17 protein-coding genes and 1 tRNA gene are annotated in these 15,408 nt (G+C 64.0%); 4 read left to right on the top strand and 14 right to left on the bottom strand.

The genetic code is table 11. From position 1 onward, the window contains the following. Window positions 1–26: 26 nt before the first annotated feature. The 10 genes from QQJ84_RS02165 to gatC all read right to left on the bottom strand — a co-directional run bounded on the left by QQJ84_RS02165 (window position 27) and on the right by gatC (window position 11,301). The gene (locus QQJ84_RS02165) at window positions 27–1,256 is read right to left on the bottom strand and encodes a nitrate/nitrite transporter (RefSeq protein ID WP_284256286.1); all 1,230 of its coding nucleotides are present in this window, start codon (window positions 1,254–1,256) and stop codon (window positions 27–29) included. A 246-nt stretch (window positions 1,257–1,502) separates the two neighbouring features. After that, window positions 1,503–2,519, bottom strand: coding sequence for a CmpA/NrtA family ABC transporter substrate-binding protein (locus QQJ84_RS02160; protein WP_284256285.1), 1,017 nt, complete (start codon window positions 2,517–2,519; stop codon window positions 1,503–1,505). Further along, a complete protein-coding gene (locus QQJ84_RS02155) occupies window positions 2,516–3,094 on the bottom strand; it encodes an ANTAR domain-containing response regulator (RefSeq protein ID WP_284256284.1) in 579 nt (192 codons plus the stop codon). The genes QQJ84_RS02160 and QQJ84_RS02155 overlap by 4 nt, the downstream gene beginning before the upstream one ends. A gap of 89 nt (window positions 3,095–3,183) precedes the next feature. Further along, window positions 3,184–4,806, bottom strand: a complete 1,623-nt coding sequence (locus QQJ84_RS02150) for an ABC-F family ATP-binding cassette domain-containing protein (protein WP_284256283.1) — start codon at window positions 4,804–4,806, stop codon at window positions 3,184–3,186. A 177-nt stretch (window positions 4,807–4,983) separates the two neighbouring features. Next, on the bottom strand, window positions 4,984–6,093 hold the full coding sequence (locus QQJ84_RS02145) for an NAD(P)/FAD-dependent oxidoreductase (protein WP_284256282.1): 1,110 nt from the start codon (window positions 6,091–6,093) through the stop codon (window positions 4,984–4,986). A gap of 7 nt (window positions 6,094–6,100) precedes the next feature. Continuing rightward, complete coding sequence (locus QQJ84_RS02140) at window positions 6,101–6,799, bottom strand: methyltransferase domain-containing protein (RefSeq protein ID WP_284256281.1); 699 nt, start codon at window positions 6,797–6,799, stop codon at window positions 6,101–6,103. Further along, window positions 6,799–7,857, bottom strand: a complete 1,059-nt coding sequence (locus QQJ84_RS02135) for a type III polyketide synthase (protein ID WP_284256280.1) — start codon at window positions 7,855–7,857, stop codon at window positions 6,799–6,801. Before QQJ84_RS02135 ends, QQJ84_RS02140 begins: the two co-directional genes overlap by 1 nt. A 233-nt stretch (window positions 7,858–8,090) precedes the next feature. Then, window positions 8,091–9,542, bottom strand: coding sequence for an Asp-tRNA(Asn)/Glu-tRNA(Gln) amidotransferase subunit GatB (gene gatB, locus QQJ84_RS02130; protein ID WP_284256279.1), 1,452 nt, complete (start codon window positions 9,540–9,542; stop codon window positions 8,091–8,093). Continuing rightward, window positions 9,542–11,017, bottom strand: coding sequence for an Asp-tRNA(Asn)/Glu-tRNA(Gln) amidotransferase subunit GatA (gatA, locus tag QQJ84_RS02125; RefSeq protein ID WP_284256278.1), 1,476 nt, complete (start codon window positions 11,015–11,017; stop codon window positions 9,542–9,544). The genes gatB and gatA overlap by 1 nt, the downstream gene beginning before the upstream one ends. After that, window positions 11,014–11,301, bottom strand: coding sequence for an Asp-tRNA(Asn)/Glu-tRNA(Gln) amidotransferase subunit GatC (gatC, locus tag QQJ84_RS02120; protein ID WP_284256277.1), 288 nt, complete (start codon window positions 11,299–11,301; stop codon window positions 11,014–11,016). Before gatC ends, gatA begins: the two co-directional genes overlap by 4 nt. A 46-nt stretch (window positions 11,302–11,347) precedes the next feature. On the opposite strand from gatC, the gene ruvX reads away from it, so the two are divergent. The 3 genes from ruvX to QQJ84_RS02105 are packed head-to-tail and all read left to right on the top strand — an operon-like array spanning window position 11,348 to window position 12,692. Continuing rightward, window positions 11,348–11,809, top strand: a complete 462-nt coding sequence (ruvX, locus tag QQJ84_RS02115; RefSeq protein ID WP_284256276.1) for a Holliday junction resolvase RuvX — start codon at window positions 11,348–11,350, stop codon at window positions 11,807–11,809. A 2-nt stretch (window positions 11,810–11,811) separates the two neighbouring features. After that, entirely contained in the window at window positions 11,812–12,528 is a 717-nt protein-coding gene (locus QQJ84_RS02110; protein ID WP_284256275.1) for a hypothetical protein, read from the top strand. Continuing rightward, a complete protein-coding gene (locus QQJ84_RS02105) occupies window positions 12,525–12,692 on the top strand; it encodes a hypothetical protein (protein ID WP_284256274.1) in 168 nt (55 codons plus the stop codon). Before QQJ84_RS02110 ends, QQJ84_RS02105 begins: the two co-directional genes overlap by 4 nt. A gap of 154 nt (window positions 12,693–12,846) precedes the next feature. Here the strand turns inward: QQJ84_RS02105 and QQJ84_RS02100 are convergent, their stop codons facing one another. The 4 genes from QQJ84_RS02100 to lipB all read right to left on the bottom strand — a co-directional run bounded on the left by QQJ84_RS02100 (window position 12,847) and on the right by lipB (window position 15,111). After that, entirely contained in the window at window positions 12,847–13,017 is a 171-nt protein-coding gene (locus QQJ84_RS02100; protein WP_284256273.1) for a CsbD family protein, read from the bottom strand. Between the two features lie 78 nt (window positions 13,018–13,095). Further along, complete coding sequence (locus tag QQJ84_RS02095; RefSeq protein ID WP_284256597.1) at window positions 13,096–13,215, bottom strand: entericidin A/B family lipoprotein; 120 nt, start codon at window positions 13,213–13,215, stop codon at window positions 13,096–13,098. A gap of 247 nt (window positions 13,216–13,462) precedes the next feature. Continuing rightward, window positions 13,463–14,464, bottom strand: a complete 1,002-nt coding sequence (locus tag QQJ84_RS02090) for an LLM class flavin-dependent oxidoreductase (RefSeq protein ID WP_284256272.1) — start codon at window positions 14,462–14,464, stop codon at window positions 13,463–13,465. Next, entirely contained in the window at window positions 14,461–15,111 is a 651-nt protein-coding gene (gene lipB / locus QQJ84_RS02085) for a lipoyl(octanoyl) transferase LipB (protein WP_284256271.1), read from the bottom strand. Before lipB ends, QQJ84_RS02090 begins: the two co-directional genes overlap by 4 nt. Window positions 15,112–15,160: 49 nt before the next feature. Here lipB and QQJ84_RS02080 point away from each other — a divergent pair. Beyond that, window positions 15,161–15,246, top strand: a tRNA-Leu gene (locus tag QQJ84_RS02080). The last annotated feature ends 162 nt before the right edge of the window (window positions 15,247–15,408 follow it).

The following is a 15,408-nucleotide window of genomic DNA, read 5'->3' as shown; positions in this document are numbered from 1 at the left end:
AATGAGATTGAAAGGATCAGGACGGCCTAGATTTTCACCCGGTCCATTTCCGCGACGCCGCGCGAGAAGCTGGCGCGCCATTCTTTTTTCACGGCGTTGATGCCGATGAAGGCCACCAGCGCGAGACCGGCGAAGATGAGGAAGCCGTCCTGGTAGGAGCCGGTCCATTGCTTGGAGTAGCCAAGCGAGGAGGCTAGGTAGAAGCCGCCGATGCCGCCCGCGCAGCCGACCAGCCCGGTCATCACGCCGATTTCGCGGCCGAAACGTACCGGCACAAGCTGGAACACCGCGCCATTGCCCAGGCCCAGCGCCAGCATCGCCACGACGAAGGCGGCAAGCGCCATGGTGAGGGTCGGCAGGCCAATGCTCACCAGCATCAGCATGGCGGCGGCAACGAGGTAGAGAACGGAGAGCGCGGTGATGCCGCCGAATTTGTCGGCCACCCAGCCGCCGGCGGGGCGGAACATCGAGCCTGTGAACACGCAGCCCGCCACCGCATAGCCCGCCTGGACCGGCGCCAGACCGTATTGCGTGTGGAAATAAATGCTGAGCGAGGAGGCAAGGCCGACAAAGCCGCCGAAGGTGACAGCGTAGAAGAGCATGAACCACCACGTATCGGCGATCGCCAGCACTTTCAGGTATCCGCCAAGCGTCTGGCGGGGGGGCTGCACCGGGGCATCCTTGGCCAGCACGATGAACAGCGCGAGCACGGCGGTCATCAGCAGCGCCGACATGCCGAAGACATTCACCCAGCCGAAATGCAGGCCAAGCGCAGGGGCTGCGAGGGCGGCGATGACGGTGCCGAAATTGCCCGCACCGGCCAGGCCCAGCGCCTTGCCCTGGTGCTCCGGCGGATACCAGCGCGAGGCCATCGGCAGCGCGATGGCGAAGGAGGCGCCGGCCATGCCCAGCACCACGCCAAGCAGCAACACGGCGGCGAAACTTGGAACACCCAGGAGCCAGGCGGCTGCGAGACCGAGGATGACCACGATCTGGGCGAAAATGGCGGATTTTTTGGCGCCGAAATGGTCAACCAGCACGCCGTTGAAAATGCGCAGAAACGCACCGGCCAATACCGGGGTTGCCACCATCAGCCCCTTATGCGCGGGGTCCAGCGCGAGGGCCTTGGAGATCTGGATGCCAAGCGGCCCCAGCAGCACCCAGCACATGAAACTGAAATCAAAATACGTGAACGCGGCGAAAAGTGTTGGAAAATGGCCGGACTTCAGAAAGCTTTTTTCAACCGGAAGGGACATGACGACAACTCCGCGACGCACGCTTCAAGCGCCGCCATCTGCGAACCGTCCCTTGGCCCGCGAAGAAGATACTGGGGTTGCCCCCGTTTGGCATGAGCCATCGCCATTGATTGCTCCGCGAACGGCCTCAGCCGCCTAGGTGCAATGTAGCAATTTGCGTGCCAATTTGGTTTTTGGGGATAAAAAAGGGCAAATATTTTTTGTGTTTTGATATGTGCATATAAATGAAGCGAGACTATCTAAAAATTAGGCGTTGTTCGCCTGTTTCGTTGCCGTGTCCGGTGTGGTGGTTACGTTTTCCCGTGCTGCCGCTGGCGCTGTGCCGCCGGCCGCCAGAAACAGGTCTGGCCTGTATAGGTTCAGGGCGCCGTCCAGGCTGCCGGGCGGGGCCTTTTGCCAGCGCAGCATCTGTTGCGCGAACCAGCTGGCCGGGGCCGCGTCAGGGTATTGCTGGGTGAACAGCGGGCCGCCGGTTTCCGGGTTGAGGGCGGTGGCGATCAACGCGGCCGGCAGGTTGAGGTATTCAGGTTGCGCCAGCAAAGCCGCCAGGGCGCCGCGTTTATCGGCCGCGGCGCAGAGGGCACCGGCCTTGCGCAGGGTTTTGAGCATGGCATTAACCCCGGCGGGGTCGCGCGCCACCAGATCCGCCCGCAGGGCCAGGCATTTTTCCGGGTGGTCCCGCCAGATATCGCGCGATTGCACGGCCATGAAGCCAAGCCCGGCATGGGCCGCAACCTGCCCCCAGGGCGCCCCCGCGCAAAACCCGTCGATCGCGCCCGCGGCCAGGCTGCTGACCATTTCGGCTGGCGGCAGCACGGTGATTTCCACATCCTGCTCAGGGTTCACGCCCGCCGCCGCCAGCCAGTAGCGCAACAGCAGGTCATGCGTGGAAAAACCATGCACCACCGCGAGGCGCACGCGCCTGCCGGAGATCACCCCCGCGATGCCGTTGCTTAAAAAATCATCGCGCAGGGGGGATGCGAGCGTGACCGCGTTGCCGTTGGTGCTCAGGTTCATCGGCACCACCAGCCCGGTTTTTCGCCCGCGCAGGCCCGCCGCGCAGGCCATGGCGAGCGGCGGCAGCATGACCGCGCCATCCAGCAGCCCGTAGCTTAATTTATCGGCGATGTTCGCCCATGAGGGTTCGACCGAGAGGCTGACGCGCACGCTGTTGATCGCGAACATCTCCTCATGGTCCGCCAAAATCACCGGCGCGGCATCGCAGAGCCGCAGCAGTCCCAGCCGGATTGTCTCAGCCATCATGATGTCTCCGTTTTGCGGCCGCGCAGCAGTGCCGCCGCGATGTCCGTGATTTTTTTCTGCTGGTCCATGGCGCGGCGTTGCAGGAAGCGGTGCGCGGCGGGCTCGCTCATTTTATCCTGGGCCATCAGCAGGCGCTTGGCGGCGTCGATTGTCTGGCGCGCCTCGATCTGCTCCTGCGCTTCGGCAAGCTGGTTCTGCAGACCGCGCATACGCTGAAACACGGCCATGGCGGTGCGCAAAATGGGCTTGATGGCGGGCAGGGTGACGCCGCCGACATGGTAGGAGCTGACCCCGGCGGCGATGGCTTCCTCCATGAACTGCGGGTCGTCATCGTCAATGAACATCAGCACCGGCACCATTTGCTGCGCGTTCAGCGCGCGCACTGAATCGAGCCCGTCGCGGTCCGGGCGGGCCATGTCGACGATGACGACATCCGGGCAGGCGCGGCGCACGGCGTCCAGCAGGTTCTCGCCCGGGCCGGCGAGGATGATCGAAAAAGCATCATCCTGCGCCTTCAGCTGGGCAGAAAGCTCCCTGGCGTGGTTGCCATCGCAATCGGCCACCAATATTTTCATGGGACTACCGCCATCATGCGGCAGAGGTCAGCAATTACCGGGCCAAGGTTGAAATGTGCCCGGAGGGGTGATGGCTAGATATAGGTGGCTTATGCGTGCAGCCCCGGTGCCTCGTGGCCGGTGCGCGCGACGTATTCGCTATAGCCGCCGTCATATTGGTGGATGCCCTCGGGGGTGAGTTCCAGGACACGGTTGGAAAGTGCTGCGAGGAAGTGGCGGTCATGCGAGACGAAAAGCATGGTGCCTTCATAATTCGCGAGGGCGGTGATGAGCATTTCCTTGGTGGCCAGGTCGAGATGGTTGGTGGGTTCGTCCAGCACCAGAAAATTCGGCGGGTCGTAGAGCATCAGCGCCATCACCAGCCGGGCCTTTTCGCCGCCCGAGAGCAGGCGGCAGCGTTTCTCGACTTCATCGCCGGAGAAGCCGAAGGCGCCCGCGAGCGAGCGCAGGGCACCCTGGCCGGCATGGGGGAAGGCCGCGTCCAGCGTTTCGAACACGGTGCTTTCGCCGTCCAGAAGGTCCATGGCGTGCTGGGCGAAATAGCCCATTTTCACGCTGCCCCCCAGGGTCACCGAGCCTGCATCGGGTTCGGCCGTGCCCGCCACCAGCTTCAACAAGGTGGATTTGCCCGCACCATTCACGCCCAGCACGCAACAGCGCTCCTTGCGCCGCACCAGCAGGTCCAGCCCTTCGTAGATCACCTTGTTGCCGTAGCGCTTATGCACGCCGCGAAAATTCGCCACATCCTCGCCCGAGCGCGGCGCGGGGCGGAAGTCGAACGATACGCTCTGGCGGCGCTTGGGCGGCTCGACGCGGTCAATCTTTTCCAGCTTCTTCACCCGGCTCTGCACCTGGGCGGCATGCGAGGCGCGCGCCTTGAAGCGCTCGATGAAGGCGACCTCCTTCGCCAGCATCGCCTGCTGCCGCTCGAACTGCGCCTGTTGCTGTTTCTCGTTGAGCGCACTCTGGCGGGCGTAGAATTCATAATCACCGGAAAAGCTGGTCAGGCTGCCGCCGTCGATCTCGATCACCTTGTTGATGATGCGGTTCATGAATTCGCGGTCGTGCGAGGTCATCAGCAAGGCGCCGTCATAGCCGCCGAGGAAGGTCTCCAGCCAGATCAGGCTCTCAAGGTCGAGATGGTTGCTTGGTTCGTCCAGCAGCATGACATCGGGGCGCATGAGCAGGATGCGGCCCAGCGCCACGCGCATCTTCCAGCCGCCGGAGAGCTTGCCGACATCGCCGTCCATCATCTCCTGGCTGAAGCCCAGGCCGTCCAGCACCTCGCGCGCCTTGCCCTCCAGCGCGTAGCCGCCCAGCTCCTCGAAGCGCGACTGCACCTCGCCGAAGCGCTCGATGATGGCGTCAAGCTGGTCCATCTGGTCCGGGTCGGCCATCGCGGCTTCGAGTTTCGCCAGCTCGGCCGCAACCTCGCTGACCGCTCCCGCCCCCTCCATGACTTCGGCCACCGCGCTGCGGCCGGACATTTCGCCGACATCCTGGCTGAAAAAGCCGATAGTCACCCCGCGATCGACCAGGATGAGGCCCTCGTCGGGCTCCTCCTGCCCGGTGATCATGCGGAACAGCGTGGTCTTGCCGGCGCCGTTGGGGCCGACGAGGCCGATTTTCTCGCCCTTTTGCAGCGCCGCGGAGGCCTCGATAAAGACCAGGCGGCTGCCGTTCTGCTTGCTGATGTTGTCCAGGCGAATCATTAAGTCCTCGGTGGCCGGTGTGGTTGGGGTTTATTTGAGCGTGGGTCTTTAGATGAATATGCCGGTGTCAGCCAGTTAGGGCGCGATCGTTTGAGGTTCGCTCAACCGAGCGAGCCGAAAGCGTGAATTGCCCTCAGAAAAATGGCCTATAGCCTGATCGTACTTAGAGCGATCAGGCTATAGGCGTGCGTATTCCGGGACCCGCGTGAACGCGGCGCTGATGGCCAGCGCCTGAGGAAAAATTCTGGCCGCCGCGAAGAGTGCGGGGCCGAGCAGCGGGGCCGATAATGCCGCGTGCAGGGCCGTGGCGCGGCGGATCTGGCCGCTGACGTCGCGGGCGAGGCGGCGGTGGTAGGTTTGGCTGGTCTCGCCACGAAGAAAATGGCCCGCGGCGAGGGCGGCGCTGTGCAAGGCGATGGCCATGCCGTCGCCGGTGAAAGAGGCGATGACCGCCGCCTGGTCGCCAAGGCGGAACATGTTGGCCGGGTCTTGCGCATGCGGGCGGTGAACAAAGCCATAGGGCACGCGGGCGATCGTGAGCGGGGTGGGCAACAATGTTTGCGCGCCGGCGAGCCGGGCCGCGAGCGGTGGGCTGATGGTTTGTAGATGCTCCAGCAGTGCCGGAAATTTGCCCCCGGAGTGGGCGAACAGGGCGGGCTCCACGAGGAGGCAGAAATTGGCCTCGCCGTTTTCAACCAGCTGCATTCCGGCATAGCCGCCGGGAAAGAGATAGAGCTCGACGTGACCGGCGAGAGCCGCGTGCTGGGCGGGGTTCAGGCGGAAATAGGTCTTGAAGCCGATCAGGGGGCTGGCTCTCCCGGCGCGCGGGGCGCCGCGGGTGTCATGCTTGCCGGTGGCGAGAAAGAGCGTTCGCGGGGTGAGCGGCGGTGAGCGGTCGATCTCCACCTGGATGCCGCCGCTAAAGGAGATGCGCCGGATGGCATGGCCGCGCTGGAGCGAGACGCCCGCCTGGGCGGCGTGGTTGAGGAGGGTTTCATCCAGGGTTTTGCGGGTAAGGCCCAGGCCCTCGAACGGCAGTTTGGCGGTGATGCTCCGCTTGCCCCGGATCAGCCGCACATGGGTGATCCGCGCGCCGCCAAGGGCGCCGCAGTCAAGGCCGAGCTGGCGCAGACAGACCTGCGCCTCGGTGCTCATAAACTCGCCGCAGATTTTATGGGCGGGGGCGGATTCGCGCTCGATCAGGGTCACCTCGCGTCCGGCCTGGGCGAGTAATGTGGCGGTGGCGGCACCGGCCAGACCGCCGCCCGCGATGACGATGGCGCTCATTTCACGCTCATTTCAGCCGGGCGGCGCTGAAGCGGAAGGGAAAATGCCAGGTGGTTTTGGCGCTTATGCCCGCTTGTTGGAGCAAAGCCTCCCAATCGCGCCGGATGAAGGCGCGCGCGATGGAGACCGCGCCGTCATGGCGCACGATAGGGTGCCAGCGCAGCAGGCGCGCGAGCAGCGGGAAGCCGTGATAGGCGAAGGGGTGACGGTGCAGGTCGTTGATATGCCAGCCGGTTGCGGCGTTTGCCTCGAGCCAGCGCAGCAGCCTGATGATTTCGGGGTTTGTCAGGTGATGGGTGAATTGCGAGGTCACGATATAGTCAAACGGCGCGGCTGGCGCGAAAGCAAAAACGTCGCCGGTGCGATAGTCGATGCTGGTGCCGGGCGGTGTCGCGGCGCGGGCGGCGAGCTGGCTTCGCGGGTTCAGGTCGATCCCGCTCAGCTCCACCTGCAAGCCGCGCTTGCCGGCCCAGCGCGCGATGAGGCGCAGCAGGTCACCCTGGCCGTAGGCGACATCGAGAACCGAAATTTTCGCGCCGGGCGGCAGGTGGAGCGTTGCGTGGACGAGCCAGCGCAGGGTGGGGTGATGGGTGAAGGTGACGCGGTTGACGGCGGCGAGGTCTCGCAGGCAGCGCTGGTATGTTTGCGGGTCGAGATCGGGGGCGTCCATCAGCTCGGCGAGGCCGGCGCGCTTGGAAAGGTCCATCAGTTTACGGTGAAGCGGAAGGTTTCAGCGGCCATGCCGGGGCCGAACGCCATAGCGAGGCCGCGCTGGCCCGCGCGCGCGGATTTCAGCATACCCGCGAGGACGAACATGATCGTGGCGGAGGACATGTTGCCGTGGTCCGCCAGTATGGCCCGCGAAGGCGCCAGCGCCTGTTCTCCCAGCGCAAGGCCCAACTGTACGGCATCAAGCACCGTGCGGCCGCCGCCGTGCACGGCCCACAGATCGGTGGCCTGGGTGCCTTCGCCGCGCAAAAAGAAATCCGTGTTGCCGCGCAGGGCTTCGGTGATTTTGGCGGGTACCCGGCTCGAGAGATGCATGATGAAGCCCTGATCGCCGATATGCCAGGTGATGTGATCCTCAGTATTGGGGATAAGGGCCGTGCGGAAATCACCAAGGGCAAGGCCATGCTCATCGGCGCTGACCAGAGCCGCCGTGCAGCCATCGGCGAAGAGCATGAAGGACAAGGCGATTTCGAGATCGTCCGTCTCCTGTAGATGCAGAGTGCAAAGCTCAAGGTTGACGACAAGCACGCGCGCCGCGGGGTCGGCCAGCACGGTGGACTGGGCGATGCGCAAGGCGGGTACGGCGGCGGAGCAGCCCATGAAACCGATCAGCACGCGTTGTAGATCGGGCCGCAGACCCAGCCGGGCGGCGAGCAGCTGGTCTAGCCCAGGGGCAACAAAGCCGGTGCAGGAGGCCACGATAAGATGCGTGATATTTTGCCCCTGGCCCTGCAGGCCGAGAGCGTGCACCGCCTGCTCGGCCAGGGCTGGCGCATATTGTTCGTAAAGCCGCATGCGCGCGGCTGTGCTGGGGTAGGCGCCACGGCGGTAGAACCCATCGCGCGCGGCGCTGGCCTCCACCATACCCTCTTGCGCCAGAACCGAGTAGCGATGCGCGATGCCCGAGCGCTGGGCCATGCGCTCGAACACACTGCGCGTCTTGCCTTCGGGCAGGGCAGGCGGGATGAAACGGAGAAAGGCCGCATGCACGTCATGCGGTGGTAGGGCGGTGCCGATGCGGTTGATGTAAGCCATGGTCATTCTCATCAAGTGATGCCGGGGCCGGGTACATCAAGGGGCAATATCGCGTGGCTCACCGTGCCAAGCGCTGACATTTAGGTGACAAGGCCGGTGGCGGCCCCGGGCCATGCCCGGGGCGCGGGGGTTGGAGCCTGATCGCTTTAAGCGCGATCAGGCTCCAGCTATTTTTCTGAGGGCGATTCACGCTTTCGGCTCGCTCAGGCGAGCGAACCTCAAACGATCGCACTCTAGCCCAGCTGGGCCTTCACCGCCTCGTTGACCAGTGCCGGGTTGCCCTTGCCCTGCATGGCCTTCATCACCTGGCCGACGAAGAAGCCGAATAATTTATCCTTGCCGGATTTATATTCCGCCACCTTGTCAGGGTTCGCCGCCAACACCTGGGTCACCGCCGCGTCGATCGCGCTGGTGTCTGTCACCTGGCGCAGACCTTTTGCTTCGACGATGGCGCCCGGCATGGCGCCGGTTTCCACCATCTCCTCGAACACATCCTTGGCGATGCGCCCGTTGATGGTTTTATCCGAGATCAGGTCGATCAACTCCCCCAGGGCCGCGCCCGAGACCGGCGGGTTTTCAATCGAGCGGCCGGTGCGGTTCATGGCCGCGAAAAAATCGCCGGAAATCCAGTTGGCGACGAGGCGGGCGTCGCGGCCCTTGGCGACGCTCTCGTAGAAATCCGCCGTGGCTTGTTCGGCCACCAGCACACCGGCGTCGTAGAAGGGAATGGCGTATTCATCGCAGAAGCGGCGGCGTTTCTCGTCGGGCAGCTCGGGGAGTTTTGCCTTCAGCCTGGCGACGAATTCTTCCTCCAGCACCAGGGGCAGCAGGTCCGGTTCGGGGAAGTATCGGTAGTCATGCGCGTCTTCCTTGGAGCGCATGGAGCGCGTCTCGCCGCGCGCGGGGTCGTAGAGCCGGGTTTCCTGGCGGACCTCGCCGCCGGATTCCCACACCTCGATCTGGCGCAGCGCCTCGGCCTCCACCGCGTGCATCACGAAGCGCACGGAGTTGACGTTCTTGATCTCGCAGCGGGTGCGGAAGTCCTCGCCCGCCTTGCGCACGGAGACATTCACATCCGCGCGCATGGAGCCTTCTTCCATATTACCGTCGCAGGTGCCGAGGTAGCGCAATATCTGGCGGATTTTGCGCAGGTAGGCGCCGGCTTCCTCGGGCGAGCGGATGTCCGGCTCGGAGACGATTTCCATCAGCGCCACGCCGGCGCGGTTGAGGTCGATCACTGATTTCGAGGCGTGCTGGTCGTGCATCGATTTACCGGCATCCTGCTCCAGATGCAGCCGGGTGATGCCGATATGCTTGATCGTGCCGTCCTGCAGCTCGATCTCGACATCGCCAGTGCCCACGATCGGGTGGTCGAACTGGCTGATCTGGTAGCCGTTGGGCAGATCGGCGTAGAAATAATTTTTGCGGTCAAAGCGCGAGACCAGGTTGATCTGCGCCTTCAAGCCAAGCCCGGTGCGCACCGCCTGGGCCACGCATTCACGGTTGATGACCGGCAGCATGCCGGGGAAGCCCGCATCCACGAAGCTGACATGCGCGTTGGGCGCGCCGCCGTAGGTGGCGGAGGCGCCGGAGAAGAGTTTTGATTCCGAGATGACCTGCGCGTGGATTTCCAGCCCGCACACGACTTCCCAGGTTCCGGTTTTTCCTTCGAGGCTGTAAGCCATTATTCTGCCCTCACGCTTGGCAAGGCGGTGAATCCGGCCGCGCGCTCCAGCGCCGCCGAGACCGCGAAGACCGTCTCTTCATCGAAATGTTTGCCGATCACCTGCAGGCCCAGGGGCAGGCCCTCGGCGCTCAGGCCCGCCGGGATGCTCATGGCGGGAACACCGGCGAGCGAGGCGGGCACGGTGAACACGTCGTTGAGATACATCGTGACGGGATCATCCATTTTCTCGCCCAGGCCGAAGGCGGCGGAGGGCGCCGTGGGGGTGAGGATGGCGTCCACTTTCTCAAAGGCGTTGTTGAAGTCACGCAGGATCAGGTTGCGGACCTTCTGCGCCTTCAGATAATAGGCATCGTAATAGCCATGGCTCAGCACATAGGTGCCGATCATGATCCGGCGTTTCACCTCAGGTCCGAAACCGGCGGCGCGGGTGCGCTCGTACATGTCGATCAAATCCTCGCCATCAACCCGCTTGCCGAAGCGCACGCCGTCATAGCGCGCGAGGTTGGAGGACGCTTCCGCCGGGGCGACGATGTAATACACCGCGAGGCCGTATTTGGTGTGGGGCAAGGAAATATCGACGATTTCGGCGCCCTGTTCGCGCAGCCAGGCAACGCCTTTTTCCCAGAGCGCTGAAATCTCGCCGCTCATGCCGTCCATGCGGTATTCGGCGGGGATGCCGATGCGCAATCCCTTCACGCCACGGCCTGTTGCGGCGGTGAAATCGGGCACCGCGCGTTCGGCGCTGGTGGAATCATGCGGATCGAACCCGGCCATGGCGCCGAGCAGGATGGCGCAATCTTCCACCGTGCGGGCCATCGGCCCCGCCTGGTCAAGCGAGGAGGCGAAGGCGACGATGCCGTAGCGCGAGCAGCGGCCATAGGTGGGTTTGATGCCTGCCAGCCCCGTAAATGAAGCAGGCTGGCGGATGGAGCCGCCGGTGTCAGTGCCGGTGGCGCCCAGGGCGAGCCGCGCGGCAACCGCCGCCGCCGAGCCGCCCGAGGAGCCGCCGGGGACGAGCTTGGCATCCGAGCCGTTGCGCTTCCAGGGGTTTTCCACCGGGCCGTAGCCGGAGGTGATGTTGGAGGAACCCATGGCGAATTCGTCCAGATTCGCTTTGCCGAGGCAGATGGTTCCGGCTTCCAGGAGTTGGCGCGTTACCGTGCTCTCATAGGGCGGGATGAAGGGTTCCAGGATTTTGCTGGCCGCGGTGGTGCGCACACCGGCGGTGCAGAAGAGGTCTTTGATGGCCAGCGGAATGCCGGTGAGGGGGGTTGCGGTGCCTGCGGCGATGCGCGCGTCGGCCGCCTGGGCCTGGGCCAGGGCCAGCTCGGGGGTTGTGGTGATGTAGGCGTTCAGGCGCGGGTTCAGCGCCGCGATGGCGGCGTTATGCGCGGCGGTCAGCTCCACGGCGGAGAATTTTTTCGCGGCCAGGGCGGCACTGGCCTGCGCGATTGTTAGATTAAGAAGGCTCATTCCACAACTTTCGGTACGGCGAAGAACTGCCCGACTCGGTCGGGCGCATTGGCCAGGATGTTTTCGGCTTGCTCGCCGTCGGTCACGAGGTCTTCGCGCAGGCGCATGGCCATTTGCGCGCCGCCCGAGAGCGGGGCCACGCCCTCGACGTTGACTTCGTTCAACTGGTCCACATAGCCCAGAATCGCGTTCAATTCGGTCTGCAACACGCCAACTTCCGCGTCATCGACGCGAATTCTGGCCAGTTTCGCAATCCGGCGTACCGTTGCGCTATCGAGCGACATCAATAATCCCTTGGGTTTAAACTCTGGCCGGACCATAACCGCGCGCATGGCGCTCTTCAACCTCACGGAATTTTTCGCTCAGATCCCCCCCGGCGCAAGGCTGCTGGGGCTGGACCCTGGTGCGGCGCGCATCGGCGTGGCGCTCTCGGATGTAGGGCGGCGGATCGCCAGCCCTTACGGCACGCTGCTGCGCGCCAAGCTGAAGCAGAACGCGGCGGAGGTGATGGCGATTGCGGCGCGCGAGGGGGTGGGGGGCTTGATCGTCGGCCTGCCGCTGGATGGCGAACAGAAGCTGGGGCCACGGGCGCAGGCGGCGCGCGACTGGGCGCATGCCATGAGCGCCGCCACCGGGCTGCCGGTTGCGCTGGTGGATGAGAGTTTCACCACCGCGGACGCGCATGAGCGTATGATTGAGGCAGGGTTGAGCCGCGCGCGCCGGGGCGAGATTATCGACAAGGCCGCCGCCGCCGCCATCTTGCAGGCGGCGCTGGACGCGATGAAGGATTAGATATGCCGCATTTGGGGATCATTCTGGCCACCTACCTGGGCGCCTGCGTGGAATGGGTGGAGGCGTTCACCATTGTTCTGGCGGTGGCGCTCTCCATCGGCTGGGCCAGCGCCGCCACAGCCGCCGGGGCGGCGCTGCTGGTGCTGGCGGGCATGACGCTCACCGGCACGGCGCTGCTCGCCTATATACCTGATTTCGCCTGGGTGCAGGGGATTATCGCGGCGTTTCTTATCCTGTTCGGCCTGCGCTGGCTGGCCAAGGCCATCGCGCGCGGGGCGGGGCTGAAACCGCTGCATGATGAGGTGGCGCAATTCAACGCCGTGCGCGCCAACAAGGGGCTGAGCGACCACCACGCCGCCTGGCTGATCGCCTTCAACGGGACTTTGCTGGAAGGCTTGGAGGTCTGGTTGATTGTGGTGGCGCTTGGCGTGCAGTCGCACCATGCGCTGCCGGTGGCAGGCGCGGCCATTGCGGCGTTGCTCACGGTTATTGCCGTGGGGGCGCTGCTGCACAAGCCGCTGGCGCGGGTGCCGGAAAATGCGCTGAAGTTCATCGTCGGCGGCGCGCTGCTGGCTTTTGGCAGTTTTTGGATGTTGCAGGCGCTGGGTTACGTATGGCCGTTGGGCGATGGCGCGCTCCCGGCGCTGGCGGCGTTTTATCTGCTGGGCGGGCTGGGGCTGATCGCGCTGTTGCGGCGCCGGGTAGGCGTGGCGGCATGAAGGCGCTGTTCAAGACGCTGTTCGGCAGCGCGCGCACCATCGCGGTGGCGGCGGGGGCGGTGTTTTTGGCGGTGCTGGCCTTGCATGGCCCGGTGCCGGGGCTGGCCGGCGCGGTTTTTCCGGCGGCCATGCTGGCGGGGGCCGCGTATCTCGCACGGTATTAGAGTGCGATGACATTAGATCCGCTCGCTTTGCGAGTGAGTTTAATGTAATGTCATCCGGCTTTAGAGCCTGAGTGTATGGCAATGCCGCGCGGCGGCGGCCCAACAAAAACAGCGGGATAAAACCCCGCCGTTTTGTTCGCGCTTCAACCAAACATCACTTTTTGAACTGGTCTTTTAAACCGCCAACGGCATTTTGCAGCTTGCCGGTGGCCTTATCAGCCTTGCCGTCCGCTTGTAATTTGGCGTCCCCAATAATTTTTCCGGCGACTTCTTTCACGGCTCCTTTAGCCTGTTTCAGGGAGCCTTCGATGCGATCTTTATCCATTTTTAAAGTCACTTTCACAGTGTTGCATTCGGTTTCGTACCCGTGCCAAACAAAAACGATCGATTTTAAGACGAGAAATTACGGCGAGGGCGACGTTGGTGCATTCGCATTGGCGCTGTTCGACAAAGCATGACCGCCTTGTGAAATATCCTGACCGACACCTGCCGTAGTGTGGCAAGCGCTCAAAAGCGGAGCCATGCCGATCAATATCGTGAGGGTCGCCGAAAGACGAAGAGACTTCAGCATCGCAATTGACTCCTGTTTCCATGCGCTCGGCGTATGAGCGAATACGTCACACCTCGAAACGGATCAGTGAAAATACAAGGAGAATTCTTATTAGTTAACTATTTGCAAGGTTTTGTTATGGTGGGAACGAACACCCAGCAGAGTTATGGGAGTTATTGATTCGATCAGGGTGGCGCTCTTGGCTCAATGCGAATTTATTCTAAATCTTCATCTCGCGCGCCAGCAACTCATAGGAGCGCCGCCGCGCCGCCGGGTCGTAGGCGGTGGTGGTGATGACCAGCTCGGCGATGCCGCTTTCTGCCGCCAGCGCGCGCAGCCGGGCGGCGACATCGGGCGCCGTGCCGGTGAAGGCCCGCTCCTTGCGCCGGGCGGCTCTGGCCCGCTGCTCATCGGTGAAGGGAAACGCCGCCGACTCTTCCGGCGAGAGCTGGGCGGTGAACCGGCCCTGGTCGCGCAACACGCTGAAGACGGCGCGCGACTGATAGAAATAATCCGCCGCTTCCTGCGTGTCCGCCGCGAAGGCCCAGACGGTGATGGCTGCGTGCGGGGCGGAGAGAAGCTCGGAGGGTTTGAAGTTTTCCCGGTAGATGTCCAGGGCTTCCTGCGCGCCCTGGCCGTCGGTGAAGAAATAGGCGTAGCAATAGGGCAGGCCGAAATGCGCCGCCAGCTGGGCGCCGTAGTTGGAGCTGCCCAGAATCCACAGCTCCGGGGCGAAGGGGCCGGAGGGTTCGGCGCGCACGCTGCGGAAGGGATGGGATTCGGGCAGCGGCCCGCCGGAGGCCCAGGCGTAAAGATCGCGCACCTGGGCGGGAAAATTCTCCGCCATGCCGCCCACGTTGGGGTTAAGGGCCATGGCGGTGCGCCCGTCGGTGCCCGGCGCGCGGCCTACCCCCATGTCGATCCGCCCCGGCGCGATAGCCTCCAGCACGCGGAACTGCTCCGCCACCTTGAACGCCGAATAATGCGGCAGCATGATGCCGGCACTGCCGACCCTGATGCGCGAGGTCGTGGCGGCGATGGCGGCCATCAGGATTTCCGGCGCGCTGCCTGCCACCGCCTCGGAGCTGTGGTGCTCGGAGAGCCAGTAGCGGTGATAGCCGTATTCCTCGCAGGCCTTGGCCAGCTCCAGGGTCTCGCGGATGGAGACATCGGGGCTGAAGCCGCTGCGGGTGGGGGATTGGTCGAGGACCGAGATTTTCATGCGCCGAATACCTTCGTGAAATTTTTGAGCAGGGCGGCGTCCACCTCCGCCATGGTTACGTTCACCCCCAGCGCCGCCAGGCTGGTGACCCCGTGTTCGCTGATCCCGCAGGGGATGATGCCGGTGAAATGTGACAAATCCGGGTTCACGTTGAGCGCCAGCCCATGCCAGCTCACCCAGCGGCTCACCCGCACGCCGATGGCGCCGATTTTCTCCTCAACGGCGCCATTGACCACCCAGATGCCGACGCGGCCCTGGCGAGTCTCGCCCTTGATGCCGAAATCCTTCAGAGTCTCGATCACCCAGCGCTCCAGCCCCGCCACGTAGCAGCGGATATCGCGCGCGGGGATGCTGCCATGCGGCTCGTTCAGGTCAAGCATGGCATAAACCACGCGCTGGCCGGGGCCGTGATACGTCCATTGCCCGCCGCGCCCGGCGCTGTAGGTGGGGAAGCGGGAGGGGTCTTTCAGGCCGGACTCGGCAGCGGACGTGCCGGCCGTGTAGAGCGGCGGGTGCTCCACGAACCATAAAAATTCACCCTGGGTGCCCTCGCGGATGGAAGCGATGCGCTCGCGCATGAGGGAAATGGCCGTCTCATAGGGGGTGAGGCCTGATTCAATCCGCACTGTTGCCGTCAATTTATCCATGGTCTATAGGCTCCGGGCGCCAGGCTATGGCTTGGTGTGTTCGTACGATGCGGTCGTGGCGAAATGGTAGACGCGCAAGCTTGAGGTGCTTGTGGGGGAAACCCCTTGGAAGTTCGAGTCTTCTCGACCGCACCATCTTTCTTCTCAACCCCCGAACGGTTATGGCAGACCCGCTGTCTGACATATTCGGCTGGTGCCCGAAACTGGGTATGCAGGCGGGGGAAATGGGAGAAAGTCATGGATGATGATTTACGCAAGGCTGCGCTGGAATACCACCGCTGGCCTCGGCCGGGGAAG

Source organism: Acidocella aquatica, from assembly GCF_030160635.1.
GTDB lineage: Bacteria > Pseudomonadota > Alphaproteobacteria > Acetobacterales > Acetobacteraceae > Acidocella > Acidocella aquatica.
Note: the sequence above shows the minus strand (reverse complement) of the source record. Positions and strands in the feature narration are given on the sequence as shown.